This is a genomic window from Streptomyces sp. NBC_00388 (genome assembly GCF_036061255.1).
GTDB lineage: Bacteria > Actinomycetota > Actinomycetes > Streptomycetales > Streptomycetaceae > Streptomyces.
The window spans coordinates 139,769-165,367 of record NZ_CP107948.1; the positions used below are offsets into that span (position 1 = coordinate 139,769).

Sequence of the window (25,599 nt, forward strand, 5' to 3'; positions counted from 1 at the left end):
GGCGGGGAAGTCACAGACCGTCGGGCCCTGAGCCGTACATGCGACCTATCCACGGACAGGTGATCACCGGGGCGATACGCCCAACCCGGTTCCTCCGCAGCCGATATCAACAGTCTGTGATCAAGAACCTGATGCGCGGCCTCGCGGCCGCCGCCCTCCTCTCCCTGCCGCTCGCCGCACCCGCACCCGCACCCCGCCAACCGCCCCCACAGCGTTGACCACGTCCCTCACCAACGGGATCGCCAACCTGCCCCTAGTGTTCCGAGTCAGGAATTCCGCGTATATGTGTAGGCTTGTTATATGGCGCGGATGGGGCGGCCGAAGGCCGAGTTGACTCTGTCGGATGAGGAACGGGCCGCACTTGAGGAGTGGGTGCGGCGTCGTTCCACGCCGCAGGCGTGGGCATTGCGGTGCCGGATCATCCTGGCCTGCGCCGAAGGTACCTCCAACAAGGACGTGGCTACTCAACTCGGTTCCACACCACAGGCGGTGGGCCGCTGGCGGGCCCGGTTCGTGCAATATCGAATCGCAGGTCTGGGTGACATGCCACGTCCGGGTGGCCCCAGGACGGTGACGGACGACCAGGTCGCCGCGGTCGTCACCAGGACGCTGGAATCCACCCCGAAGAACGCGACACACTGGTCGACGCGGTCGATGGCGAAAGAGATGGGTCTGTCTCAGTCGTCGGTGTCCCGGATCTGGCGGGCGTTCGGCCTGCAGCCACATCGCTCGGAGACCTTCAAACTGTCAACCGATCCGTACTTCGTCGACAAGGTCCACGACGTCGTCGGTCTCTACTTGGACCCGCCCGAACGGGCGTTGGTGTTCTGCGTGGATGAGAAGTCGCAGATCCAGGCCCTGGATCGGTCGCAGCCGGTGCTGCCGATGATGCCCGGTGTTCCCGAGCGGGCGACCCATGACTACGTCCGCGCCGGCACCACCACGTTGTTCGCCGCACTCGAGGTGGCCACCGGCAAGGTGATCGGCTCCTTGCACCGCAGGCACCGGGCCGAGGAGTTCAAGAAGTTCCTAGTCAAGCTCGACAAAGAGGTGCCTGGTGACCTGGAAGTCCACCTCGTCTGTGACAACTACGCCACCCACAAGACACCCGCCATCAAGAAGTGGCTGGTGGCCCACCCCCGGTTCCACCTGCACTTCACACCAACCGGCTCGTCCTGGCTCAACCTCGTCGAGCGATGGTTCGCCGAACTCACCAACAAACAGATACGGCGAGGCGTCCACAAATCCGTCCAGGCCCTTGAGAAGGACATCCGCAACTGGATCAGCGCCTGGAACACCGACCCGAAGCCCTACGTCTGGACGAAGACCGCCGACGAGATCCTCGAACGCCTCGCCAGCTATCTGAACAGAATTCCCGACTCAGAACACTAGGGAGCGTTTCAGAAGTGGATCAAGGTCATGCGGTGATGCTCCATAGCGGACCCGGTCGGACCAGTCGTTCAGACGACGTTGAAGCCTCGGGCGGCGTCATAGATGTCGGCGTCCACGACGTAGATGACATCCGTGGTCACGATGAAATGGACCATGGCTCCGTCCAGCCAGCAGGAGCGCGTGAGGTCATCGTGTGTGAAGGCGAGGTGAGTGGAGGGGCCGCATGGGTCATCGGTGACCCGATCGACGAGGCGTTTCAGGGTCCGGCGATCATCGGGCGGGAGGTAGTCGCGGAGCCGGGCCGCTCGCTCGGTGAACTCAACACGGCGCTTCATGATGGCCGGAGTGTAGGTGGACGCGCACGATTCGGTCATCGGATTTTTCGAGCGAGGGTTGGGAGAGGGAAGTCGGACGGACCGACTTTCACACGGCGGTGTTCGCCAGGCACATCTGCGAACGTCCTGGTCACAGCCACTCGTTGATGAATGCGACCAGCATGGTCGCTTCGTAGCGGACGGCGAGTTTGTCGTATCTCGTGGCCACCGCGCAGTGACGTTTGAGACGGTTGATGCCGCACTCCACGGCGTGACGCTCTCGGTAGTCGGCCTTGTCGAACTTCGGCGGCCGGCCCCCGTGGAAGCCGTGCCTCCTGCGGTTGGCGATCTGGTCGCGCTTCTCCGGGATCGTGCAGCCGACACAACGTCTACGCAGGTAGACGCGGTTCGCGCGGGAACCGCACGCCTTGTCGGCACAGACCTTGTCCGGCCGGGTACGCGGGCGCCCCGGGCCGAGTCTGGGCACCCGGATGCGGCCCAGGACAACCTGAAACTGCGGAGAGTCAGCCCTTTGTCCGGCCGTGATCACGAGCGACATGGGCTTCTGCGCCTGCTCGACCGCCAAGTGGACCTTGGTGGTCAGTCCACCGCGAGACCGCCCGAGTCCGTGGTCGTCGGGCTCGACGAAGACGCCGCCGGGCGGTTCGACCTGCAGGTCCCCCTTTTGCGCACCCCGGCCGCGTACTGGTGCGCGCGAGCGATCATGGAGTCGACGGAGATGTCCCAGGTGATCAGACCCTTCGCATCGGCACGGGCCTGGAGCCGCTCGAGAATCCGGTGCCACGTACCATCGCGCTGCCAGCGACGGAACAACCCGTACACCGTCTCCCATGGCCCGTACCGCTCAGGCAGATCCCGCCACGGTATGCCTGTGCGGGTGCGGAATCGTATCCCGTTGATCAGCTGCCGCTTCGTGTGCACTGGCGGCCGACCGGGCTTGGAACCGCGCGGCAGCAGCGGCCCCAGCACTGCCCACTGGGCGTCCGTCATATCTCCCCGACCCATGGAACGTGATCACCGCACGACCTTGATCCACTTCTGAAACGGACCCTAGCCCCTGAACACCGTGAGGGGTACGAGCGGACGAAGTTCAAGCACTGGGCCGACGCCGACCACGACGGATGCAACACGAGGGCGGAGTTCTTGATCGCCGAATCACGCACGCAGCCGGTCGTCGAAGCGGGCTGCAAGGTCGCCTCAGGGACCCGGTACTCGTACTACGACGGGTGACGACAGACGAACGTCGAGTACGAGACCGCCCCGTAGGTCTCCAGATGCGGTTCTGTGTGCCCGTCGGCGGACGGGCACACAGTTCTGTCACCGGTCTCCGGGCCGTTACGCCGCCCATCGGGAAGGGTCGGCTGAGCAAACCGGTGCGGGCCCTGAACGGCATAGCCGTGCGCGGCGTGTGGCGCGGCCGAGGCCGGGCCTCCGGCGCCGGCCCTTACTCAGCCCTTGCCGAAGTGCACCGCGGGGAAGGCGCCCGCTGCTCTGAGGGTCCCGGAGAAGCCACCGGCCAGTTCGGTGAGGCGTGCGGTGGCGGCCGGGCCGAGGTGTTCGTACGGAGCGGCATCGAGGCGGTCGGTGAGCACCTCGGCCTCGTCCCGCAGGGCCGTGCCCGCCTGTGTGAGGTCGTCTGCTCCGTCCAGCAGGCCGCGCTCGCGCAGCTGGACCCGGGCGGTGTCCCACTGCTGCGCGGACCACCCGCGGGTCCGCATGAACAGAGCCGATGTCGGTGCCTTGCCGGTGGCGTTGTGCAGGACCAGCGCTTCGATGCCGGACAGACCGGCGACCGCCAGGGCGGCGAGGTGACCGTCACCCCGGTGCTCGCGCAGCAGTGTCGCGGCGTGCCACAGAGCCAGGTGCGGTTCTTCGGGCACGGGGAGGTCGGCGTTGGCGGCGTACAGCGGCCGTGCCTCCCGGCGGCAGGCTTCGGTGGCGCGCAGCGCCAGTTCGGCCGCCTCGGTCATCTCTGTGGACGTGAGGGCTTCCTGCCCGAGCAGCCGCCGCAGCGTCCGGTCCGCGCCGCGCAGCCGTGCCGTGAGCACTTTCTCCGGTGTGGTGACGGTCCAGGCGGCGGGGATGTACCGCTGCACGTGCTGGTGGTTGAAGTTGTAGAACGTCGCTGTGACGGTGCCCGCGTCGACGGCCCCGAGCGGTGCTGCGCGGTGCGCGAGGTAGACCATGGCTCCGCGCTCCAGCCCGAGTGCTGCGAGTTCGTCCTCCGGTTCCGGTGCGAAGTACACGGATGAGTGCAGAGGGCTGACGGCGTTGTGGCAGTGGCGGCTCGTGCTCGCCTCAAGGATGGTCATGCTGTGGCTCCGGTCTCCGTGATCAGGTGCGGTCGTGCGGCCAGGCGGGCGGTGCGCGTCAGGCTTCGTCCGTGGGCTCGTGGTGGGGGCAGTCGGTCAGTCCCGCGGCGGTCTGGGTGAGGTGCTCGGTCAGGACCCCGGCTGCGGTGTCGGCGTCGCGGGCGAGGGCTGCCTCCTCCAGTCGGCGGTGTTCCAGGGCGCCGTCCCGGTCGGGGTTGCGGTGCGCCGACCAGCGGCGGGCCAGCTCGCTCGCTGTCCACATCCGGTCGAAGGTCTCCAGCAGGACGAGGTTGCCGCATCCCTCCAGCAGGGTGCGGTGGAAGACCCGGTGGGCTTCGGCCCATGTGCCGCTGTAGTGCTCGCCCTCCTCCGCTACGTACGCCGGAGTGCGGGCCAGACGGTGGTGGGCGGCTCGTACGCGGGCTTCCCAGTCGATGTCGCCGCGTTCGATGGACATGCGCAGCATGACCGGCTCGATGCTCCGGCGAGCCTCCGCGATCTCCTGCCAGCGGTGGTCGGAGAAGGCCGGGACGGCGAAGCCGCGGTTGGGCAGCCGGTCGGCGAGGCCTTCGCCGACCAACCGCACGAGCGCCTCCCGCACGACGGCCAGGCTCACGCCCTGCTCTTTCGCGAGTTCTTGGGGCTTGAGGGAGTTACCGGGGGCGTGGTTCCCGCGCATGATCGCCTCCCGCAGGTGTGTGTAGACCTGCTCGGAGAGCATCTGCTTCCCCGCCGAGGCTGAGGGATGGGTCGTCTGAGTCATGCCTACACAATAGACGATAGGACGGATAATCGATTATCAGTGTTATGGTCGATCTCGATGGAGAGAGGAACGCGACCGCATCGCCTTCTGGCACCGCCACGGCGGGACCTCCGTCGGCCGCATCACCCACCACCCCACGGCACACCTGAGAGGCACGACACCTTGAGCGCCAACGACCCCTTTGCCCGTCTCCCCGAGGCGGCCTCTTTCACCGTTGTCAGCACCACCGTCACCGACGGCGCCGCCTGGTCGATCGAGCAGTTCTCCGGCCTCTCCGGCGTTCCCGGCGGGAAGGACGTCTCCCCGCAGCTTTCTTGGAGCGGAGCCCCGGATGGCACCAGGAGCTACGCGGTCACGGTCTACGACCCCGACGCCCCCACCGGGTCCGGTTTCTGGCACTGGGCGGTCGCCGACATCCCCGCCACCGTCACCGAGTTGCCCGAAGGTGCCGGTGACGACACCGGCTCGGGCCTGCCCGGAGGTGCGTTCCAGCTGCCCAACGACGCCCGCGCGGCCCGCTTCATCGGCGCCGCCCCGCCGGCCGGACACGGCCCGCACCGCTACTTCACCGTGGTGCACGCCCTCGACGTCGACACCATCGGCGTCCCCGCCGATGCCACCCCGGCCGCCCTCGGCTTCACCATGGCCGGTCACATACTCGGCCGCGCCATCCTGACCGCCACCGCCGAGACTCTCGTCTGAAGAGCAGCCATGAGGCCCGCGCCGAGCGCAATGGGCCCTCCACCTGGTCAACGTCCGGTGGGAGGAGGCGCTGAGGACCACGGCGAACCGGCTGGCCACTCCCACGCCCACCTCATCCCCTGGCCACCAGCCCCGAGGCCGGTCACGAAGGGCGTCCGAAGCCACAGCAGTCTTTGGACGCCGCTTCGCCTGTACGGCCAGCGCCCACCCAAGAAGGCTCCCAGTCGGTCAAGCGGCCTGGCCGAGGCGGGCAACGGTCAGGTCCTGCTCGCACAGCGGGGTGAAGTCGACGTCGAGCTTCGGGGTGTACGCGTCGGGCTGATGCCGAGTTCATGCGTGCTGTACTCGCCGAACCGATTGATGTACTCAGTCAAGTCCGGCGAGATGTGGGCCAGGCCCTCCGGGCCGATCTCCCATCCTTCCTCCAGCAGCTGCCCCGCGATCTCCACGATGTCGAGGGCGCTGTGGAAGATCACCGCGTTCGTGAACAGCGCGTTGACCTTCATGAGCCTTCTCCTGCTCGACGGGGTCGTTGTCGGCGATGCGGCCGCGGTTGCCGAAGCGATCCGCTGGGAGAAGCGGTTGAACGACTCCACCGTGTTGGCCGCCGCTGTCACACGTCGGCGTAGTGGCGCATCGGAGAAGTAGCGCAGCAGCGGCGCGGTCAGCGCTGATGCGGTCGCAGGCTGCGAGATGAAGGTCGACGAATGCGTGCTCGGGCCGTGACCGATAGTGCTCGGCGCCAGCGGTGAGGTTCGTCCATCCGGCGTGGCGAACCGGCCCGGCAGCCACCGGTCAGGGGGCACGGTGGCAGTACGGCCTGGCCGCAGGCAGGCACGAGCCACCAGAGCAACAGTGAGGGTCCGACCGGCACGCGCTGGCCGGGCCCTCACCGCGTGCCGAGAGGTTCGTCAGCGCGCAGCGGTATGTTCAGTGGTCGGAGTAGCTGAAGTCCCCGATGGTCCAAGCGCTGACGTCATCGATCGCCACGCGGTACATCCCGCCCGTCTCCGGGATCCCCACCGTGCCCTGCAGAATCCGTGCCACATGGAAATGCAGATGCGTAGGCGCCTCTTCCTCACGCGCCTCAGCGGTGAAGACGGCGGAGAAATCAGTCAGGCGGGCCGAGTCCGCCAGGACCTCGGACACCCGCTGCCTCCAGACCGCTTCAGGAGCCAGCCGACCGGTGATGACAGCACCACCGGCGACCACGGTCAGAGTCATCTGGTTGCTGTGCCCGGACTCCACCAGGGCAGCGACATCAACAAGCAGTTCGTCAGGCTTCGACATGAGAGATGATTCTAATCACCGCCGTCCGGCCGGTTGAGTGGTGGTGCGCCAGGCGAATCCTCGCGGCCGACCATCTGCTGGAAGGCGTGCCGGGTACGCCGCATGCTCCCCCGCCTGCCCGGCCCCACGTCCGTGAGCACCGGCTACCTGTTTCCCGGAGCCGTTCAGGTGGCGGAAGTCGAACTGTCCGCCACGACGACGGCCTTTCGACGGCTTCCTCCATTCCGCGGGGTGCCCCCTTGCGGGCCTCGCGCCCGCAGGGAGCAGGACGGCCCGCGAGCCCCGTGGTCGGCAGGGTGACGGCGATGAGGGCCCCGGGGACGTCCGTGACCGGCCCCTTCGGTCAGGGGCCCTCCCTGGCCCGTGCGATGAGCAGGGCGACGTCATCGTGGCCGCCGGGGTGTCGTAGGGCATTCAGAAGACGGTCGCAGGTGTCTTCCAGCGAAGCGTCGGGGACGGCGTCGAGGTGTCTGAGCAGGGCGTGCAGGCGGCTATCGATGTCCTGGTCACGGGTTTCGACGAGGCCGTCGGTGTAGAGGACGAGTCGGTCACCGGGGCCGAGGGCCACGGTTGTGGTGCGGAAAGGGACACCCCCGACACCGAGGGGTGCGCCGGCGGGGAGGTCGATCAGGAACGCGGGCCGGCCGACGCGGACGAGGACCGGGGGCACGTGTCCGGCCTTGGCGAGGTGGCACCGCTGACGGTGAGGATCGTAGACCGCATAGATGCAGGTCGCGATGGCGTGCCCCAGGCCGCTGGTGATCTTGTCCAGGTGGTGGAGCACTTGGGCGGGATCCAGGTCGAGTTCGGCGAAGGCGCAGGTCGCGGTACGCAGACGCCCCATGGTGGCGGCGGCATCGATGCCGTGGCCCATCACATCGCCTACGACCAGCGCAGTCCTGTCGTGTGCGAGGGGGATGACGTCGAACCAGTCACCGCCGACTTCGTTGCTGGCCCTGGCTGGCTGGTAGCGGGAGGCCACCTCCAGGCCCGCCAGAGGCGGTGGATGATCCGGCAGCAGGCTTCGCTGGAGGGTTATGGCGGTGTTGCGGACGCTCTGGTGCCAGCGGGCATTGTCGATGCTGACGGCGGCGCGCACGGCCAGTTCCCCGGCTAGCACGGCGTCGTCGTGATCGAAGGGGCGAGGGTTGCGAGTGCGTTTGAGGTCCAGAGCGCCGATCACTTCACCGTGGGCGATCAATGGCACGGCGAGGTAGGAGCGGACGCCGGCGCGGCCAAGGAGGGCCGCCGCCTTGGCGTCGCGGGCGATCCGAGGCAGGTCTTCGGCTTGCACGTGCGGGATCAGCACGGGCCGAGCGGTGCGGACGCATTGAGTGACCAGGCGGTCTGGGCCGTAGGCGGCGATACTGCCGGGCCGGTCTGCTGCCTCGGCGGCCTCACTGGGCCGTGCGGCGGCCAGGGCCAGCGCCCGGAGGACCGTATTGCCGCCATGGCCCACTGCCGAGGGGTTGCCTTCCAGGAGGGAGTCGAGGATGTCGACGGCGGCGATATCAGCGAAATCGGGGACGGCGAAGTCGGCGAGCTCGTGGGCGGTCCGATAGAGGTCGAGGGTGGTGCCGATCCGGACGGAAGCATCGGCGATGAGCGCCAGTCGGTGCCGGGCTCGGTCGGCTTCCAGAGTGGCCCGGTGGCGTTCGGTGGTGTCCACGACCGAGAGGGCGATGCCCAGTACGTGCCCGTCCGACGTGTCCAGCCGGTAGTACGACGCGGACCAGGCATGATCGTTGTCCGGGTCCGCCGGGGTACGGCCGGTGCTGGCCTGGTCGACGATCGGCGTACCAGTACGAAGGACCTGGCGCATAGCGGTCTCAACCGCCTCGACGTCCAGAGTGGGCAGGACTTCGCGGAAGCAGCGGCCCAGGTGATCCTCTGCGGGGATCCCGTTCATCCGTTCAAGGGCGGGGTTGACCGTGACGTAGCGAAGGTCAGGGTCCAGCACGGCAAGACCGATGGGCGACTGCGAGACCAGCCGGGTGGACAGAGCCAGGTCGCGCTCCACCGTACGCAAGGTGGCCTGGTCGCTGGCCAAGCCCAGGGCATACAGGTCTCCCCGGTCGTCTTCCAGACGCATGTTGCGGAATTCGACCAGGTGGACCGTGCCGTTCTTGTGCCGGACCGGGAAAGGTCCGGCCCAGCTCTCGCCGCTGTCCATCACCTCGGCGAACAGCTGGTTGACCAGATCCAGGTCGTGTTCGTGGACCATCAGACGAGCTGCGTACTGGCCCAGCGCTTCCCCGGCGGTGTAGCCGAACAGCTGCTCGGCCTGTGGGCTCCACAGCACGATCCGGCCCTCGGCGTCCAGTACCACGGCGGCGATACGCAGCAGGTCCATCAGGCCGCCGGGCGGGCCCGGGCCAGCCTTCGGCGGTTCCGGCTGCGAACGCCGAGCTTTATCCGCTCTCATCTCCGGCCCTCCTCTCGCCCCGCGGGTCTCGCGACGGCTGGGTCTGTCTCCTCCCATGGTCCGCCCGAACTGGTCAGGACCCCAGCCCAGCCGCAGGGGACCCCCAGGGGGACCCCTTGTCGTCCGTTCAGTCCGCTCGGGTCTCGGGAGATCGACCCTTGCGTCAAGGAATCCTTGACGCAAGGGTCACGTAAAGGCATCCTTTACGTGTGACCGACTCCCCTCCTACTCTCGCAGCCCTGAGCGTCCTGCTTGCCGAGCAGACCTCGGCCCTGACGGCTTCGCTGAGCAGCCCGTTCACCCCGCCGTCCTACCTAGTGCTCTGACCGGGAAGGTTCACCGGGGTCAGTACGCTGAGCCAGGCTGCGGTGGACGAGGAGTTCGGGCATGACGCGGAGACTGGCGATGGACGAGGCCGTGGGATCGCTTGAGGGCGAACTGGGGTCAGGACAGCGATCGCTTGACGATCTGGTCACGAAAGACCTCTGGCTTGCCTTCCTCCGATTCGGCCGACGGCTGTTCGACGTCCCGGACACACCCGACGCTGACGGTCTTCTGTTCCAGTACGGGACCCACGCGTTCGACGGCCCTCCGGCGTTCACGCTGGACCTCACCCGGCAGTTTGAGATCTCCGACAGCGACGGTGATCACGACCATTACGTGCAAGTCCACTGTGAGCTCAGATACGGCCCCGCACCCGCCCTGGAGGCCCTCGGAAGCTTCGACTCGTGGTTCTTCCACGATGCCGGCAACGATCTCGAAGAGTGGGCTCAAGGACTGACCGAGCGAGCAGCCTGGGCAACGATCCGCAGACTCAAGCCGACCGAGATCAGGGTGTATCAGGAGCAGGTGTAGTCGCTCAGGCCGCCATCGTGGTGCGACGCCCTCCCCAGCGAACACCCCTCTCACTGCGGATGCGAGCTCGTTCGCGTCGTTGGGCTGCGAGGACGTCGGGGTGGCGGGCGTTCTGGTTGCGCCAGCGCAGGTAGGCGTGCAGAGCCCGGGTCTGGACCGTGTGGTTGGGATGGTGCGAGTTGGCCAGGGTGAACTGCCGCAAGGGTCCGAAGTGGGCTTCGATGGGGTTGGCCCAGGATGCGTAGGTCGGGGTGAAGCACAGCTCGACCTTGTTCTTGACCGCCCACCTTTTCATCCGCCAGTTCGTGTGGGCGGAGAGGTTGTCGAGGATCACGTAGATCGGGGCGCCGTCCGGGCGGGCGGCCCGGATGCTCCGCAGGGCCGCCCAGGTGTGGTCGATGCCCTTGCGGCGCCGATTGATCCCCCACATTTGGTCGTCGCCGACGGAGTAGCAGCCGTGGAAGTAGGTGATTCCGTGGGTGCGGCGGTAGGTCGCCGGCAGCCGGTCTGGCCTGCCTTGTTCTGCCCAGCAGGAGCCGGCGGTGGGTCGGATGCCCAGCGGGCCGAACTCGTCGAAGGCGAACGTGCGGTCCGGCCGCTCGTTGATCGCGTACTCGATCCGGGCCAGCTTGGCGTCGAAGTCCGCATCAGGGGACTCCTTCCAGGTCTTCGTGCGCTGGAAGGAGATCCCGCGGCGGGCCAGTAAGCACCGCAGAGCCTCCCGGCCGATCCGGACGGGCCGGGCGATGTTCCTGCGCAGGTGATCGGCGAGCTTACGGATGGACCAGCGGGTGAAAGGCTTGCCCAGCACGGTCGGGCGGGTGGTGGCCGTCTGGACGACGAAGTCCTCGTCATCACGGTCGAGAAGGCAAGGACGGCCTCCCGCCCAGCGAGGGTCGAGGCATGCGAGCCCGATCTCGTTGAACTTGTGGATGACGTCGCGGACGGTGTCCTCGTCCGCCTGGACCAGACGGGCTATGACCGGGACCGTGCTGCCGCCGGCCGAGGCCAGCAGCATCACCGCCCGCCGGAACCGCACCGAGCTGGTACTGCCTCGCCGGACGATGTGCTGGAGTTTCTGCCCCTCCTGCTCGGTTAGCCCGCGAACCCGGACCGCTTGCGCCATCCCGCCTCCCCACTGGTCCGGGAAAGCATTTCCAACCAGCACACGAGCAACCCGGCGAACCTTCCCGGTCACAGCACTAGACCTGATCCGACGTTCCCAGGGCGTCGATGCCCTGGCTGAACAGGTGCTCAAGCTGTGCGTGCAGCAGGCCCGGGACGCCGGCCACACCTGGCAGGAGATCGGGGGCCTGCTCGGGGTCACCCGTCAGGCAGCCTTCCAGCGGTTCGGCAAGCCCATCGACCCCCGAACGGGAGAGCCCATGGACAAGACAGTGCACATGACCGACGCCGCAGAACGCGCCATCAAGATCGTCACGGACGTCCTCGAAGGCCGTATGGACGAAGCACGGCAATCCTTCAACGCCCAGGTACTGGAGGCATTCACCGACGAGGTTCGGGGCCTCGGCCTTGCCACGGTCACCGGCCTGGTCGGTGCGTTCGAAGGCTTCGGTGAAGGCGAGCCGTTCGTCCGGCGCATCGGCGATCACACGGTCATCGACATCCCGCTGCGTTACGAGGCTGGCGATATGAAGGCCCGCGTTGCGTTTGACACGGACGAGATGGTCGCCGGAATCGTCATCGTTCCGCCCGAGACACCGTGAGACTTCATCCGCCCGCAGAGCCCGGCCGGTTCGGCGTCACCGCCGCAGCCCCCTCCACGTCACCACTCCAAGAAGGGCCTTCCCCGTGCTGGCCGACTCTTCGATGGCATCGCCGTCCACACCGTGGACCGCGACCGTGCCCTGATCGCGATCCTCCCTGCCGTCCTCTGCATCACCGACATCGCGCACCACCAGCACACTCGGCAGCCCTCGCCGCAGACGTAGCCGGCCATCTGCGCGTCCGGGAACGCGTTTGCCTACTCGCCTACCCCAGGTCCGGCCGGAGCGAGGACCGGTAATCGTCCTCCGGACGTCACTGTCGTCAGTTTTCCGAGAAAGCTTGCCGCCGTCAGCCAGGCACGTGAGTGGGCCATAGCGCGAAGGCGGAGCAGCGGCGCCGTCGGTGTCGACACAGACAAGAGCCAACTGCCCTTCTGGGCTCACCTACGAGACGTCCGTCGGCAACCGGTTCACTTCACCTGGACCGCGTGCTCGGTGGACCTCCCGGCAACCTGGAACAGGCAGAGCGGCGCGCAGGCAACTGACCTTCATCGAAATGGCCTTCAGCCCGGTCCGCTGTTGAGCGCGCGCGTCAGTTCGTGGTTGGCCGCCCGGGCGGTTTCGAGTTCCTCGGTTCGTTCGTCCCGCTCGTCGGCCTTGGCGGCGAGTTCGTGCTCCAGCCTGACGAGGTGTCGTTGGAGCCGGTCGATGTCGCGCCGGAGCGCCAAGGCCGCACCCTTCCCAGACGGCCTCGCCTGAGGTCTGCGGACGGGCGTCTCTTCAGCTGTCGTACTGTCGTTACAAGGGGCTTGTTGCGCTCCAGGAGGCTGGTCGGGGCGAGCCGGGCACAGGTGTCATCGCGCTGCCGGCGGTTAACCAGGTCAGATCGCACTGGCGCCCGGGGGCGATGTGAGACTGGGGCGACCGGGTTAATTCCGATACGGGTACCGCGACCGTTGAGTCTTCGTTTGACATCCGCGGCGGCGGTGCGCCAGCGCTGGTCCCGGTCGGCAGCGTCCAGGCAGGTGAGGTTGGCCCGGTTGGACTGGAGTTCCTCCGTCCGCGGGGACCGTGCTGTTGACCTCTACCGCTGTTCCCACTCGGTCCGGGTGAGTTCGTATTCGACTTCGCCGTGTTCGGAGCCCTCGATGGCCTCCGGCCAGTCCCCGGTGAAGTTCCGGACGAAGGACAGGCCCGACTTCTCCATGACACGGCGAGACCGGGTGTTGACGGCCATCGTGTTCGCCGTGACCCGCTCGACCTCCAGGTGGGTGAATCCCTTGTGGATCAGGGCCTGGGACCCCTCGGTAGCGTAGCCGTGCCCCCATGCCGCCTGGTTCAAGCGGTAGCCGAGCTCGACCACGGCTGGGCTGTGCTCGTCCAACGGCCGGAACTCGAACCAGCCCAGGAACGTACCGGTGGTCTTCTCCTGCGCGGCCCAGTAGCCGCCGGTCTCCCAGCACGGGTAGTCGTGCTGGAGCCGCGGCAGGACCCGTGTCTGGATTACCTCACGACTGGTGGGGCGGCCGCCATTCACGAAGCGCATGACCTCGGGGTCGTTGTCCAGGGCAAGCAAGTGGTCGGTGTCGGCCGTCGTGAACGCACGCAGGACGAGCCTGTCGGTCTCCAGCAAGTTCGACATGCCGCGATCTTCACCACGGGCCTGCCGGGCCCGCCACCGGTTTTGCGACCGCGTCGGTGGCGTTCATGCCCCCGAGCCCCTGCGGATCGCTCGCCGAGGATGCGCAGGGGCGCAACACCCCACTCCCCCGAGGCGCCGCTGTGCTGGTACGCCGAGTCGAACGAGCTGCTGCTGAGTGCGCTGCACGAAGTCGGCCCGGAACGCGAGTGCTGGACGTGGTGGGACGCCGGCGTATCGCCGGCGAATGCCTGGGGCGTTGCCCGGCGCCGGGGACACGAGGTGCTGGCAGGAAGGGGAAGTGGCTCTGGCTACCACACCGGTGCCAGAGAACTCAGTCCTGGGCGAGCATCCCCTTGCGGAGTTTTGTCAGCGTTCGGGACAGCAGACGCGAGACGTGCATCTGGGAAATCCCCAGTTCGTCAGCGATCTGGGACTGGGTCATTTCCTGGCCGAAGCGCAGGGTCAGGATGGTCCGGTCTCGATCGTCGAGAGTGGCCAGGAGGGGAGCGAGTGCCTGGAAGTCCTCGATGAGTTCCATCGCCGGGTCGCACGCGCCGACGACGTCGGCCAGGCTCCGTGTCCGTCCCGAGGGCCCCTGGTGCTGGTCGTTGTTGTCCTGGGGCAGGTCCAGCGACCCGGCGGTATAGCCGTTGGATGCGATCAGGCCCTCGATGACCTCTTCTTCGCTCAGCCTCAGGTGCGCGGCGAGTTCCGCCACGGTCGGCCGGCGGTTCAGGTCAACGGAGAGGGAGTCCTGTGCCTTGGCCAGGTCGACGCGCAGCTCCTGCAGGCGGCGCGGGACGTGGACGGACCAGCTGGTGTCGCGGAAGAACCGCTTCATCTCGCCGACGATGTAGGGGATGGCGAATGAGGTGAACTCGACCTCGCGAGACAGGTCGAAACGGTCGATGGCCTTGATCAGGCCGACGGTGCCGACCTGGACGATGTCCTCCATGGCGCCGCTGCCCCGGTTACGGAATCGGGCGGCCGCGTAGTGGACCAGGGAGAGGTTCATTTCGATGAGTGTGTTCCGCGCGTACTGGTACGCGTGTGTGCCTTCTTCCAGTACCTGCAGCCGGTCGAAGAACACCTTGCTCAGGTCCCGCGCATCCTTCGGTGCAACCTTCAACGGGTTCTCGATTGACGGCAGTTCGCCGACCGTAGGGCATGGGACAACTGAGGAGGCGGCCTCAGCCGGCCGTACGGGCAACGACGTTGCAGTCAGCGAGGACGACATGACAATCACTCCCTAAACGACTCCAGGTAGAGCCCACGTGCCCAGCTCGAACGCAGGCACACCTACCGATTTCAATGATCCTCGCGACGCCCGGCTGCCCGGTTCGCGAACGCCTTCCCGATCTTGCTCCCGGTCACACTGACCTGTACGCCCACGCCACTTCACCCTCTGGCGCGGCGGCCCTGTGGCAGCTGTCCTTAGCGGCGTGATGTACCCACGGGCGGGTGCAAGAGGTTCACGAGAAGCTCCGGCACTATGACGCCGCCGACTCCCCCAACCAGCCCAGCCCGGGGGATCGCAGGGCGCTCGCAGAGTTCGGGCAGCGGCACCGCTGGCCGAATGAACGCCGCTTCTGGCGGCTCCTTCTGGATCTCGGCCAGTATGTGGCGTGCCCGGGCCGGGTTCGAGGGTGGTCACCTACGGACGGGGCTCCGGCGTCCCTGCCGGAGCCCACTGTCCGGGCTGCCCCGGGCTCAGCAACTACTGCTACAGGTTCCCGGCCGAAGCGGTCATGCGGCCTGGATGAGTTCCGCGCGGCCGAAGAGCAGGGCCCATCCGGAGGGGAGCTGGGTGAGGATACGGTCCATGAGGCCGGGGCCTGCCAGGTGAGCGACGGCGGAGAGGACGGCTCCGGTGTCCCAGCGGGTGGTGGCGGGCGTGCCGCCTGTGCGGGCGGCCAGATCCTTGACGAAGCCCCAGCCCGTGAGCGGCCGGTTGTCGGGGATCTGGGCGGTGAAGACGAGGGCGGCCTCAACGGGGAGACAGGCGGCGAGGTCGACGCGTTCGTCGCCGGTCAGCTGGCGTCCCAGGGCGGCCAGCACGGCGCGTGTGACGTCCTCGGCATGCTCCCGGGTGGGGTACGCGCCTTCGTAGCGGATTCTTTCCAGCATCTGGTGAAACGTCATGTCCGTCCGGGTGGCGGCCGGTTCACGCAGCGGGAACATCGCGGATCGCCTTTCTCATTTCAAGGGCGTTTTTGCTGGCAGGAAGGGTTACTGGCATGAATGTCAGCCGACCGGCTGGTGTCGGTGGGCTGGTGCGTCTGGGCTCGGGTGTGCTGCCGGGCGGCCGCGGAGGAGGCCGTGACCCCGGGGGGCTTGAGCGGGATGTGACGGACGGTCTGCGCAGGTGCGCGAAAGCGGAAGTCGGAGGACGGGACCAGAAGGGGACAGGGATCGATGCCCGTCCTCCGACCTCGACGTGGCCGGACAGCCGGCTTCTCAGCTGCGGATCTCCGTGCGCGCGGGTCGCCCGCCGACCGAGATCTTGCGGGGCTTGGCGCGCTCGGCGATCGGGATACGCAGGGTCAGCACCCCGGCGTCGTAATCGGCCGTGATGCGCTCGGTGTCCAGGGTGTCGGCCAGCACCAGCTGACGGGAGAAGACACCCAGCGGCCGCTCGGAGAGCTCCATCTGCACATCGTCCGCCTTCACCGCCGGCCGGCGCTCGGCCTTGACGGTGAGCATGTTGCGCTCGACATCAATATCGATCGCGTCCTGCGCCACACCGGGCAGGTCCAGGGCGATCACGTACTCCTCGCCCTCCCGGTAGGCGTCCATCGGCATCGCCGAGGGCCTGGACCAGGTACCCGTCACACCCGTCAACTGCTGGGCGAGCCGGTCGAGTTCACGGAACGGGTCAGTGCGCATCAACATCGCGAAAACACCTCCACAGGTCTGGCAGAAACTGCCAATGCGCTTCGTGTGCCACTGTTGTAACATGTCATCCAGACGATGACAAGTTCAGTGTCACCCAGAGGGTGACGACTGAGAAGAGGGTCCCGTGAACGCATCCCAGTCCTCCAGTAACCCCGCTTCCTTCCTCGCCGCCGCAGAAGCACTGGACACGATCGACGAAGCCGTCCGCACCGCCCGGAACGCCCAGCCTCCAACCCACCCAGAAGGCGCTCAGGCAAGTTCGCAGGAGGCCCTGGCCGCCCTGCTCATGCTGCGCGAACTGCGCGAGCAACTCGCCGAATGGGAGCCCGGACTCATCGAAGCGGCCCGCGACGCGGGCACCAGCTGGGCCGACCTGGCCCACCCCCTGGGCGTCGCCAGCCGGCAAGCCGCCGAGCGGCGCTATCTCCGGGTGCGCCCAGGAGCCCCCGGCAGCACCGGCGAACAACGCGTCCAGGCCACCCGCGACGATCGCGCAGCCGACCGCAGCGTCACCGCCTGGGCCCGGGACAACGCCGCTGACCTGCGACAACTTGCAGGGCAGATCACCGCACTCACCGACCTCCCCGCACCGGCAAACACGCCCCGGGAGAGCCTCGCCGAGGCGCTGGCCGACAACGACGCCGCCAACCTCATCAAGCCGCTCGCCGACACCCAAGCGCACCTCGCAGCCGGCCACCCCGACCTCGCCGCCCGCGTCGACACCATCACCCACAACGCCGACCGGCTCCGCCAGACCGGCAGGGGCGGCCGCTGAATCAGCAGAGTTCCTCAAGCCCGTACACAACCGAGCCGATCGAGGAGAGCACGCCGGACCTGGTACGCGCTGCTCGGACGACACGCCTCGCACACCCTCGCCCACCAAGGCCGACTACCTCCCCACCACGCACCCGAAAATCTATCCTCGCCAGAGTAGACATTGAGGCACAGCCTGGATATGGTTTCTCTCGCAGCCAGGGAGACCGCCGAGCCCGGCGGGAACGAACTGCCGGGCAGCAGTCACCACAGTTGCAGGTAGCAGGACGGTGCGGTGGTGGAGTTTCGAAGCCAGGGGTTGTTGCAGGACGGGCGACGGGGGCTGACTGCCGGAGAGTGGCGCTATCGCAGGCCACAGGACAGTACGCAGAAAAGCAGTACCAGTAGTGCGGGAGTGATCCCAGAGGGAAGAACGGAGGAGCCAGGCGCCATCAGGATCGCCCGGGCGGAGTTTTGAGCCCGGGTACCGCAGGACATCGATAGTGAGGTGGTCTCCGGTCAAGCAACCGCGATCCCCGCGACCCCGACACCTTCCAGGTCGGGTCAGCGGAAACAGAAGGCCGGCGCAGTACCAGGGCCGGCAGATGGTGTAGCAGTTCCTTCGGGGCCCTGGCGTCACATGGCACCAGGGCCCCTCCGCGTTCCGCAGGAGGTGGCAGCTCGAAGAAGCACCATCCAGGCGTCGTCTTTTTCGCGAACCGTGAACACACTGCCCTCAGGGAGGGGCAAAAGCTATGACCGCGACGTGAGGGTTTAGGGCGCCATGCCGGGAACGTTCTTATCGCAACGAACGGACGGAATTATTTGATCCACCATGACGCATTGGCATGTTACTGTCGACCGTAGTTGCAGTTGTGGTTCCCCAAGCGCCTCCGACGGTACATTTGCCGCTGGAAGCGCTTTTGTATTTCCGGTCACTTTCCGGTGGGGCATCATCGCGACGACCCGGTATCCGCAAAATTACGGGACCCGGCACACTGCCCCCAAAGGAGATACGTCATGGCATCTGGAACCGTGAAGTGGTTCAACGCAGCCAAGGGCTTCGGCTTCATCGAGCAGGACGACGGCGGCGCTGATGTCTTCGCCCACTTCTCGAACATCGCCGCCGAAGGGTACCGGGAGCTGCTTGAGGGCCAGAAGGTGACCTTCGATATCGCACCGAATCAGAAGGGCCTGACCGCCGAGAACATTATTCTCACCTGACATAGCCCTTTGTGGCTGTGTGGTGCCGCACCTCCGGAGTCACAGGTTTCAGCTTCCAGAATTTCTCGCACTATCTTCTTTCGCATTCCATTACGGCCCGCTCTCGTGATCACCCGCTTCCCCTTCGTTGCGGGACTTTCCTTGATTGGTGCCGTGTCAAGGAAGGTTTCGAATGAACCCCACACCTATGAACGATCGTGGCTCACACACCCGCGGGGCCGACGGCCCCGCTTTCGGGTCCGGCGCCGGTTCGGGCCTGGGCGGCCACTCCGGCTCGCCCGCCCCGAGCGTTGGAAGACTGCCAGGCGTGGATATCCGTCGCAGGAACAACGTCACCGTAACCGGCCGTGCGGACGGGCCGGTGGTCGTGCTTGTGCACGGGTTCGGCTGTGATCAGAACATGTGGCGCTTGGTCGTCCCGGCGCTGGCGGAAGAGCACCGGGTGGTGCTCTTCGACTACGTGGGCTCAGGCCGCTCGGATGCTTCGGCGTGGAGTGAGCAGCGGTACAGCTCGCTGGACGGGTACGCCCGGGACATCGTGGAAGTACTCGAAGAGCTGGACCTGCGGGATGTGGCGGTGGTGGGACATTCGGTCAGCGCCATGGCCGGTGTGCTCGCGGCGGCCCACGCGCCGGAGCGGATCTCCCGACTGGTGATGATCGCTCCTTCCCCCCGCTACATCGACGACGACGGCTACCGGGGCGGGTTCAGCGCCGGGGACATCGACGAGCTGCTGGAGTCGCTGGAGGCGAACTATCTGGGATGGTCGGCGGCGATGGCTCCGGTGATCATGGGTAACGCGGACCGGCCGGAACTCGGTGAAGAGTTGACCGCGTCGTTCTGCGCGACCGACCCGGCGATCGCGCGGGTCTTCGCCCGCACCACGTTCCTGTCCGACAGCCGCAAGGATCTTCCCAGCGTGGCCGTACCGACACTGGTGCTGGACTGCGTGCAGGATGTGATCGCCCCGCGAGAAGTGGGCGCCTACGTCCACGCCGCGATCCCCGGCAGCCGGCTCGTCACGCTGGACGCAACCGGGCACTGTCCGCAGCTCAGCGCACCGGAGGCGACGGCAGAGGCGATCGTCGGCTTCCTGGGTGAGTGCCGGTGATGTGCCGCACCGGCCAGGAGCCCGGCGAGCCGGGCACGGGTGAGGACATGGCTGCTACCGACGTGGCCTTCTCCGCCCTGCTGGAGGACAGTGCGGAGGAACTGTACGAGCAGGCTCCGTGCGGCTACCTGTCGACGCTGATGGACGGCACCATCGCGAAGATCAACAGCACCTTGCTGGAATGGCTGGGCCTGTCCCGGCAGCAGGTGGTGGGCCGGATGCGGTTTCCCGATCTGCTCACCGTGGGCGGCAAGCTGTACCACGAGACGCACTTCGCCCCGCTACTGCAGATGAACGGCGAGGCCAGCGGTATCGCCCTGGACATCAAAGCTGCCGACGGGCAGCGGATGCCGGTACTGGTCACCTCGAAGGTGAAGAGCAGCGATGCCGGGGAGCCGATGCTCATCCGCACCACGATCTTCGACGCCCGCGACCGCCGCGCCTACGAGAGCGAGCTGCTGCGCGAACGCCGGGCAGCCGAAGAAGCACGACTGCAGGCCGAAGCTGACCGCCAACGCCTCCAGGAAGCCCTCGCCGTCCTCCAGCAGAGCCTGCTGCCCGCCGAGTTGCCCACGGTCCCGGGCCTGGAAGCCAGTTCCCACTACCACATCGCCTCCCCTGATCTCCTCGGCGGAGACTTCTACGACCTGTTCCCCCTGGGCGCGGACCGGTGGGCGTTCTTCCTCGGCGACGTGTGCGGCAAAGGACCCCAGGCCGCCGCGGTAACCTCCCTGACCCGCTACACCCTGCGGGCGGCCGCTCTGCACGACCCGGACCCCATCAACGTCCTGACCACCCTGAACACCGTGCTGCACGAGCGATACGCCAGCGGCGAAGCCCGCTACTGCACCGCCATATTCGGCGTCCTGCGCCCCGGCAGCGACGGCGTCAGCGTGCACCTGGCCTCCGGCGGCCACCCATCGGCGCTGATCCAGCGCGCCGACGGCAGCGCGCACTTCCTGCCCACACCCGGCGGCATGCTCATCGGCGCCCTGCCCCAGGCACAGTTCACGCCCGCCAGCACCCGGCTCGCCCCCGGGGATACCCTGCTCCTCTACACAGACGGTCTGACCGAGGCGAGGGTCGGCCCGGAGCGTGACCTCTACGGTGACGATGCCTTGCACGCCTTCACCGCTTCCGTGCCCCCGGCCGGCCCCAAAGCCCTGATTGCCGCTCTCACCGGGCTGCTCACCAGTTTCGACGGACTCGACGACGACACCGCGCTCCTCGCCCTCGGTATGCCCGCCCCGCTTCCCATCCCTGCGAGTGAAGCCGGGACAAAAGCCTGCTGACCGTCACTGCCCGCTCCGACGTCACCGGCCCCGTGCTGGAGGTCGCCGGGGAGCTCGACCATATGGCGGCACCCGATCTCCGCCGGGCTGTGGAGCACCTCACCCTGCGTGCCGGACACCAACTCGACGCTCGACGCGAAACCCACCAGCACCGGTAAGGCCGAAGGCCACCTCGACACGTTCCGCGGACGAGGCCGCTACAACCGGCGCCCCCGCTCCCGTCGCCCACCTGCAACAGATCCTGCATCTGGCCGGTCTTCGCCTCTCAGCACCGGGCCGGCAGAAGGCCCGGTCTCAGAAAGGTGCGGGCCCACTTCCGAGTACGTCCATCGCTGTTTGGCCCGGTTCCAGCTTGCCCTCCAGTACGAAGCGGCCTTGCTGCCCGCCGGGAAGGCGCATGAGGGCCGTGTCCGAGGCGAGCACCTTGAACATGTCGGAGTCCTCGTAGTCGGACAGGCGGCCACCCCAGTGGCCGCCCTTGTCAATGGACAAGTCAGCTTGCATCGACACTTCCACGTCGTCAGCCACTACGGTCACAGGTCCCTGGTAGGTCGTCATACCCCATTGTCAGCCTCGGAAGGCCAAACTGGGGGCTCACACAGTCGTGGCGATTCCCCGGGCTGCGCGCGCAGCCGGCCCGAGAGCCGGAAGACCGACGGGCACAGGGGTGCCGCGACCGGGCGGACAGTCCAGTGCGTTCAGCACGTATTTCGACCCGGGCCGGCCCGCCCTGGTCCTGGACGGTGCCTTGGCCTCGTTCACCAGTAGTGCCTGTGCCCTCCAACCGCGCGGCCTACCGCACCCAGGATCCACAGGACCACCCCGATAACTGCCAGGATGATTCCGATGGTCCACAGAATGCCGAGCCCGGTCACCAGACCGACGATGAGGAGAATGACTCCGAGGATGATCACGACGAACCTCCGATCACGGAGCGCCCACTCAATAGAATGGTAATGCACCCATTTCAGGTCGTACTGGCCGCGCAAGATGTGCCCTGGAAAGACCCCAGCTGGGAGCGGACCCGACGGCCGGGCACGGGGGAAGCCCGCCTTGATCAGTTCCGTAATGAGCCTGTGCTTTTTCTGGCTTTCAGCGTGAGGCCTGCCGCTGTGAGGGATGGTCGACGCCGTGCTGCAGGATGTCGCAGGTGTGCTGGAATTCGTCCGTCAGCCGGGCTGCCTCCGCGAGGAGGATGCCGTAGGGGTGGGACGGGTCGCTGATGCGCAGTGAGCTGGCCTGCGCGTCCTGGGCGAGCTGTTGGTAGAGCTCTTGGGCGTCGCTCGCCGCCTTGCACAGTTGCTTGGCCTGGTCCGTGAGGTGGTCTTCGTCGATGGCGCTGAAGAGGCCGGTGATCCGGGCGAGTGAGGCCAGCAGGTCTCCGTAGGCGTGGTAGAAGCGCCGTTGTTCGTGACCGGCGCGCTCATCCTCGTCCTGCTCCTGGTCGAGGCTGCGGGTCATCGACGCCAGCTGGTAGGACACCCGCTCCAGGGCGTCGACCACTGCCTGGTAGCCGTCGAAGGTGACGTGGTGACCGTGCTTGCGCCGGAACAGGTGGCGGGGGTTGTAGTAGATGCTTTCCCTCGCGGTGTTCATCGACGACTGTGCCTGCGTGACGATGGAGCCCAGGGATGCGGCACGTTGCCGCCATTGCGCGGTGCGCTCCTTCTCCAGTCCCTCTTCTTCTCTCAGGGCGGGGTAGATGTCGCTGATCAGGTCGCACAGCGACTGCGCAAGAGTATGGATGCCGTGTTCGGCGCTGCGGTAGCGCAGGGGCGGCAGCACGAGCAGGTTCACCAGGACGCCCACGCCGCATCCGATGAAGACGAGCAGGATGATCTGGCCGAGCTGGGTGAGCGCCTGTCCCGGACTGGACGCGGATACGTAAGTGGAGAAGGCGAAGAGGGCCGCTGTGGCTACCTGGGAACCCTGGGAGCCGAGCGGTCGCCATCGGCCGATACTCAGGGCGACCAGTGCCACCAGTGCGAACGTCAGCAGATCAGGGCCGGCCAGCAGGCCGAGCACGGCCTGCAGTGCCACACCTGCCGACACGGCGCCGACGTAGCGGAGCGCTTGCGTGACCGACTGGTACACCGTGACGTGCATGATCAGGATCGCGGAGAATGGGGCGAAGGCCGGGGACGTCGCGTGCATCACGTCATAGGCGATCACCCAGGAGATGGTGGCGGCGATGGTGCTCTTCCCGATCAGCTCCAGGGTGTGCCGCTCGTGGCCGTCCGACCCCGCAGCCCGCCGCAGCCACTGCCTCGCCCGGGCGGCCCGTCCCAGGGCAGCTGCCTGAGTCCGTGGCGGCGATGCCGCTGCCTGTGTCATTCCTGTCTCCTGACCAACGCCGTACTCCGTTCGGTCCCCGACTACCCCCACTCCCCGTTCACAGCCATACCTGAACAACACCCACAAAGGCCCTTTGCCGCACGGCCCGGTTGAACAGCTCTTCCCGGTGTCGCCCGCGATCGTGCCGCGCAAGGTGGCCGGCGAAGAGGGCGCGAGGAGTGAGCCTGGCAAGCGAGCGTGGGTTTTCGTGCAGGCAGCGAACGCCGGCACGATCCGGGCCTGCCCCGACGGTTCGATCTCTGGTGGCACCTCGGTCAGCCGCATCTGCGAAAGTCGTCGCCAGTGGTGCGGGCCCGAGGCCGATGCCGGCATCCGGGCCCGCAACTGCTGTTCATCCCGGGCAACGAATCAGGCTGGCCGAAGGTACGCCGACAGGACGCAGAGAATGCACGTCGAGGACGCGCCCAGGAGGCTGCACAGGTCGTGACCGGTGGCGGCCGCGTCCCGGCCGCGCGCCGCGTCGCTCGGGCAGCCACGCCGTCAGGAGCGAGTCCACCAGCTCTCGCCGACATCCGGCAAGCCACGGGGCCATCGGCGACGGTCAAGCCTGGTTCCGGGCCCCCGGCAGGACGGGGCGCAGACACCGGCGCCCGAAGTACACGGCCTGCGACCTGGCCCTTTGGCGCACGACGGCCAGGCTCTGCCCGCCGTGGCGGCTGTGTTCCCCGCATCGAGATCGCGTACGGGTCTGACCGGAGCGGGGCCGCTGGGTGCCTGTTCCGTCGCCGAAGCTGACTATCTCTCCACCCGAGCTTCAAAAATCTATGGTGGCTGGAGTAGACATCGAGTGGTGGCGTGGTTATGGTTTCTCTCGTAGACAGCGAGATCGCAGGGCCCGGCGGGAACGAACTGCCGGGCAGCAGTGACCGCAGTTGCAGGTGGCAGGACGGTGCGGTGGTGGAGTTTCGAAGCCAGGGCTGTTGCAGAGGCGACGGGACTGACGACCGGACCGGGTGGCCCGCAGTGATCAGGGGCCACCGACAGCAGTACCGCAGTTCAGGCAGGAGCAGTACCGCAGTGGCAGTACTCCGCAGTGAGTTGAGTGAGCAACACCTTGGCGAAGGCGTCGGCTGCGGACGCGCGCACCGGGAAGTTCGGCAGTGGGGTTCCAAGCCAGAGCAGACGCAGGACGGGCGACGGGGCTGGTTGCCGGAGAGTGGCGCTATCGCAGGCCACAGGACAGTACGCAGAAAAGCAGTACCAGCAGTACGTGAGTGATCCCAGAGGGAAGAACGGAGGAGCCAGGCGCCATCAGGATCGCCCGGGCGGAGTTTTGAGCCCGGGTACCGCAGGACATCGATAGTGAGGTGGTCTCCGGTCAAGCAACCGCGATCCCCGCGACCCCGACACCTTCCAGGTCGGGTCAGCGGAAACAGAAGGCCGGCGCAGTACCAGGGCCGGCAGATGGTGTAGCAGTTCCTTCGGGGCCCTGGTGCCACATGGCACCAGGGCCCCTCCAGCGTGTTCCACAGAGAGGTGCAAGTGACAGCAGACGACTCGTTCGGCCGTCTCGACGACGACGACTACCCCGCCTACACCATGGGCCGGGCCGCCGACATGCTCGGCACCACCCAGGGTTTCCTCCGCGCCATCGGCGAAGCCCGCCTCATCACCCCGCTGCGCTCCGAGGGCGGCCACCGCCGCTACTCTCGCTACCAGCTACGCATCGCCGCCCGCGCCCGCGAACTTGTCGACCAGGGCACCCCCATCGAGGCCGCGTGCCGCATCGTCATCCTCGAAGACCAGCTCGAAGAAGCCCAGCGCATCAACGAGCAATACCGCCAGGCCGCCGAATCAGATAACCCGACGACCGCAGGCTGAAATGGCACGTGCCCACCCGCGCCCGGGGGGCGTATGGCGCCTCACCTCCCGGGGGCCCGCCGACTGGTTCGCCACGGGCGGTGGGCGTCGGCCGTTCAGGCGAAGGTGGTGGGAGCTGGGGCCCTTGCGGCAAGCCGCGCAGCAGCAGGGTTGCGCGGCCTTCCGGGGCACCGGACCGGGCGTTCACGAACTGGCAGAGCTCGGCGTCGCTGTCATCGCGGCGGCCTCCGAGCCGGTGATCGCCGCGAACGGCGCGACGCAGCTGTTCGAGAACCCCCGTCGGCTCAGGCCGCGCAGGTGAGGACGGAGTTCCGCAGGGAAGCCGCACACAGCGCCGAACTGCAGGCAGAGGCCACAGCCGATACGGCGAAGGCACACCGGGACAGCCCGAAGAAGGACAAGGAAGAGGCCGAGGCCAAGCTCCCCGAGTCCCTGAAGACGGAGAGCGATGCCAAGAAGGCCGCCGCGACGCAGACCGAGGCCACACAGCACAAACGGGCTTCCCAGGTCGAGACGACCAAGGCGAGCGACGCCAAGGACTAGGCCGCAGCCTCCAGGAGCCAGCAGCGGGGGGCTGCGGTCGAGCCCCACGACGTCGCGGAGGCGGAGCGGGACGACGCCTGGGGCGCGGAAGAGGAGGCGAACGCGGCGCGCGCCACGGCGGGCGCGCGAATTCCCAATTCCCGCTCTTAACGAGACGACCCG

General features: G+C 67.3%; 27 protein-coding genes and 1 pseudogene. 12 read left to right on the top strand and 16 right to left on the bottom strand.

Features of this window, described 5'->3' with window-relative positions:
* Positions 1 to 309: 309 nt before the first annotated feature.
* Positions 310 to 1,392, top strand: coding sequence for an IS630 family transposase (locus tag OG917_RS00710; protein WP_266814980.1), 1,083 nt, complete (start codon positions 310 to 312; stop codon positions 1,390 to 1,392).
* Positions 1,393 to 1,460: 68 nt separating this feature from the next.
* On the opposite strand, the gene OG917_RS00715 is transcribed toward OG917_RS00710, so the two are convergent.
* From OG917_RS00715 to OG917_RS00730, 4 genes are all read right to left on the bottom strand, one after another.
* Positions 1,461 to 1,727 carry a hypothetical protein gene (locus OG917_RS00715; RefSeq protein WP_328315504.1) on the bottom strand — a complete coding sequence of 89 codons (267 nt, stop codon included), beginning with the start codon at positions 1,725 to 1,727 and terminating at the stop codon, positions 1,461 to 1,463.
* 130 nt (positions 1,728 to 1,857) lie between these two features.
* A protein-coding gene (locus OG917_RS00720; RefSeq protein WP_328315505.1) for an IS5 family transposase occupies positions 1,858 to 2,732 on the bottom strand; the annotation gives its coding sequence in 2 pieces (ribosomal slippage) (positions 1,858 to 2,340 and positions 2,343 to 2,732; 873 coding nt in all).
* A 443-nt stretch (positions 2,733 to 3,175) separates the two neighbouring features.
* The gene (locus OG917_RS00725) at positions 3,176 to 4,039 is read right to left on the bottom strand and encodes an SCO6745 family protein (protein WP_328315506.1); all 864 of its coding nucleotides are present in this window, start codon (positions 4,037 to 4,039) and stop codon (positions 3,176 to 3,178) included.
* 58 nt (positions 4,040 to 4,097) lie between these two features.
* Positions 4,098 to 4,802, bottom strand: a complete 705-nt coding sequence (locus tag OG917_RS00730) for a GntR family transcriptional regulator (protein WP_328315507.1) — start codon at positions 4,800 to 4,802, stop codon at positions 4,098 to 4,100.
* A gap of 162 nt (positions 4,803 to 4,964) precedes the next feature.
* On the opposite strand from OG917_RS00730, the gene OG917_RS00735 reads away from it, so the two are divergent.
* Positions 4,965 to 5,504, top strand: a complete 540-nt coding sequence (locus tag OG917_RS00735; RefSeq protein WP_328315508.1) for a YbhB/YbcL family Raf kinase inhibitor-like protein — start codon at positions 4,965 to 4,967, stop codon at positions 5,502 to 5,504.
* Between the two features lie 257 nt (positions 5,505 to 5,761).
* Here OG917_RS00735 and OG917_RS00740 read toward each other — a convergent pair whose 3' ends face one another.
* The 3 genes from OG917_RS00740 to OG917_RS00750 form a co-directional block, all read right to left on the bottom strand.
* Positions 5,762 to 6,397, bottom strand: coding sequence for a Tn3 family transposase (locus OG917_RS00740; protein WP_328315509.1), 636 nt, complete (start codon positions 6,395 to 6,397; stop codon positions 5,762 to 5,764).
* Positions 6,398 to 6,434: 37 nt separating this feature from the next.
* Entirely contained in the window at positions 6,435 to 6,794 is a 360-nt protein-coding gene (locus OG917_RS00745; protein ID WP_328315510.1) for a hypothetical protein, read from the bottom strand.
* A gap of 343 nt (positions 6,795 to 7,137) precedes the next feature.
* Positions 7,138 to 9,219, bottom strand: a complete 2,082-nt coding sequence (locus tag OG917_RS00750) for a SpoIIE family protein phosphatase (protein ID WP_443058892.1) — start codon at positions 9,217 to 9,219, stop codon at positions 7,138 to 7,140.
* Between the two features lie 387 nt (positions 9,220 to 9,606).
* On the opposite strand from OG917_RS00750, the gene OG917_RS00755 reads away from it, so the two are divergent.
* Complete coding sequence (locus tag OG917_RS00755; RefSeq protein WP_328315512.1) at positions 9,607 to 10,074, top strand: hypothetical protein; 468 nt, start codon at positions 9,607 to 9,609, stop codon at positions 10,072 to 10,074.
* Between the two features lie 4 nt (positions 10,075 to 10,078).
* Here OG917_RS00755 and OG917_RS00760 read toward each other — a convergent pair whose 3' ends face one another.
* The gene (locus OG917_RS00760; protein WP_328315513.1) at positions 10,079 to 11,200 is read right to left on the bottom strand and encodes an IS630 family transposase; all 1,122 of its coding nucleotides are present in this window, start codon (positions 11,198 to 11,200) and stop codon (positions 10,079 to 10,081) included.
* A 124-nt stretch (positions 11,201 to 11,324) separates the two neighbouring features.
* On the opposite strand from OG917_RS00760, the gene OG917_RS00765 reads away from it, so the two are divergent.
* Positions 11,325 to 11,801, top strand: a complete 477-nt coding sequence (locus OG917_RS00765; RefSeq protein ID WP_328315514.1) for a DUF3887 domain-containing protein — start codon at positions 11,325 to 11,327, stop codon at positions 11,799 to 11,801.
* 563 nt (positions 11,802 to 12,364) lie between these two features.
* Here the strand turns inward: OG917_RS00765 and OG917_RS00770 are convergent.
* Both OG917_RS00770 and OG917_RS00775 read right to left on the bottom strand, forming a co-directional pair.
* Complete coding sequence (locus OG917_RS00770) at positions 12,365 to 12,529, bottom strand: hypothetical protein (RefSeq protein ID WP_328315515.1); 165 nt, start codon at positions 12,527 to 12,529, stop codon at positions 12,365 to 12,367.
* A 356-nt stretch (positions 12,530 to 12,885) separates the two neighbouring features.
* Complete coding sequence (locus OG917_RS00775) at positions 12,886 to 13,443, bottom strand: GNAT family N-acetyltransferase (RefSeq protein ID WP_328315516.1); 558 nt, start codon at positions 13,441 to 13,443, stop codon at positions 12,886 to 12,888.
* 99 nt (positions 13,444 to 13,542) lie between these two features.
* Here OG917_RS00775 and OG917_RS00780 point away from each other — a divergent pair.
* Positions 13,543 to 13,668, top strand: a pseudogene (locus OG917_RS00780) (hypothetical protein); the annotation flags it as partial.
* 106 nt (positions 13,669 to 13,774) lie between these two features.
* Here OG917_RS00780 and OG917_RS00785 read toward each other — a convergent pair.
* The 3 genes from OG917_RS00785 to OG917_RS00795 form a co-directional block, all read right to left on the bottom strand.
* Positions 13,775 to 14,668 carry an RNA polymerase sigma factor SigF gene (locus tag OG917_RS00785; protein WP_443059048.1) on the bottom strand — a complete coding sequence of 298 codons (894 nt, stop codon included), beginning with the start codon at positions 14,666 to 14,668 and terminating at the stop codon, positions 13,775 to 13,777.
* Between the two features lie 521 nt (positions 14,669 to 15,189).
* Positions 15,190 to 15,624: a DUF2267 domain-containing protein gene (locus tag OG917_RS00790; RefSeq protein ID WP_328315518.1), complete on the bottom strand. Its 435-nt coding sequence runs from the start codon at positions 15,622 to 15,624 to the stop codon at positions 15,190 to 15,192.
* Positions 15,625 to 15,900: 276 nt separating this feature from the next.
* Entirely contained in the window at positions 15,901 to 16,335 is a 435-nt protein-coding gene (locus OG917_RS00795) for an Hsp20/alpha crystallin family protein (protein WP_328315519.1), read from the bottom strand.
* Between the two features lie 127 nt (positions 16,336 to 16,462).
* On the opposite strand from OG917_RS00795, the gene OG917_RS00800 reads away from it, so the two are divergent.
* The 4 genes from OG917_RS00800 to OG917_RS00815 all read left to right on the top strand — a co-directional run bounded on the left by OG917_RS00800 (position 16,463) and on the right by OG917_RS00815 (position 20,718).
* Complete coding sequence (locus OG917_RS00800; RefSeq protein ID WP_328315520.1) at positions 16,463 to 17,113, top strand: type III effector protein; 651 nt, start codon at positions 16,463 to 16,465, stop codon at positions 17,111 to 17,113.
* A gap of 998 nt (positions 17,114 to 18,111) precedes the next feature.
* Positions 18,112 to 18,315 (top strand): cold-shock protein, encoded by a 204-nt coding sequence (locus OG917_RS00805; protein ID WP_328315521.1) that lies wholly within the window; start codon positions 18,112 to 18,114, stop codon positions 18,313 to 18,315.
* A gap of 307 nt (positions 18,316 to 18,622) precedes the next feature.
* Positions 18,623 to 19,426 (top strand): alpha/beta fold hydrolase, encoded by an 804-nt coding sequence (locus tag OG917_RS00810; RefSeq protein WP_328315522.1) that lies wholly within the window; start codon positions 18,623 to 18,625, stop codon positions 19,424 to 19,426.
* Positions 19,426 to 20,718 (top strand): PP2C family protein-serine/threonine phosphatase, encoded by a 1,293-nt coding sequence (locus OG917_RS00815; protein WP_328321578.1) that lies wholly within the window; start codon positions 19,426 to 19,428, stop codon positions 20,716 to 20,718. The genes OG917_RS00810 and OG917_RS00815 overlap by 1 nt, the downstream gene beginning before the upstream one ends.
* A gap of 294 nt (positions 20,719 to 21,012) precedes the next feature.
* Here OG917_RS00815 and OG917_RS00820 read toward each other — a convergent pair whose 3' ends face one another.
* The 3 genes from OG917_RS00820 to OG917_RS00830 all read right to left on the bottom strand — a co-directional run bounded on the left by OG917_RS00820 (position 21,013) and on the right by OG917_RS00830 (position 23,052).
* Entirely contained in the window at positions 21,013 to 21,276 is a 264-nt protein-coding gene (locus OG917_RS00820) for a hypothetical protein (protein WP_328315523.1), read from the bottom strand.
* A 200-nt stretch (positions 21,277 to 21,476) separates the two neighbouring features.
* Positions 21,477 to 21,632, bottom strand: a complete 156-nt coding sequence (locus OG917_RS00825) for a hypothetical protein (RefSeq protein ID WP_328315524.1) — start codon at positions 21,630 to 21,632, stop codon at positions 21,477 to 21,479.
* Between the two features lie 178 nt (positions 21,633 to 21,810).
* Positions 21,811 to 23,052 (bottom strand): FUSC family protein, encoded by a 1,242-nt coding sequence (locus OG917_RS00830; RefSeq protein WP_328315525.1) that lies wholly within the window; start codon positions 23,050 to 23,052, stop codon positions 21,811 to 21,813.
* 1,503 nt (positions 23,053 to 24,555) lie between these two features.
* Between OG917_RS00830 and OG917_RS00835 the strand changes: the two genes are divergently transcribed.
* The 3 genes from OG917_RS00835 to OG917_RS00845 all read left to right on the top strand — a co-directional run bounded on the left by OG917_RS00835 (position 24,556) and on the right by OG917_RS00845 (position 25,437).
* Positions 24,556 to 24,894 carry a MerR family transcriptional regulator gene (locus OG917_RS00835; RefSeq protein ID WP_328315526.1) on the top strand — a complete coding sequence of 113 codons (339 nt, stop codon included), beginning with the start codon at positions 24,556 to 24,558 and terminating at the stop codon, positions 24,892 to 24,894.
* A gap of 124 nt (positions 24,895 to 25,018) precedes the next feature.
* Complete coding sequence (locus OG917_RS00840) at positions 25,019 to 25,195, top strand: hypothetical protein (protein WP_328315527.1); 177 nt, start codon at positions 25,019 to 25,021, stop codon at positions 25,193 to 25,195.
* Entirely contained in the window at positions 25,192 to 25,437 is a 246-nt protein-coding gene (locus OG917_RS00845; protein WP_328315528.1) for a hypothetical protein, read from the top strand. The genes OG917_RS00840 and OG917_RS00845 overlap by 4 nt, the downstream gene beginning before the upstream one ends.
* Positions 25,438 to 25,599 lie beyond the last annotated feature (162 nt).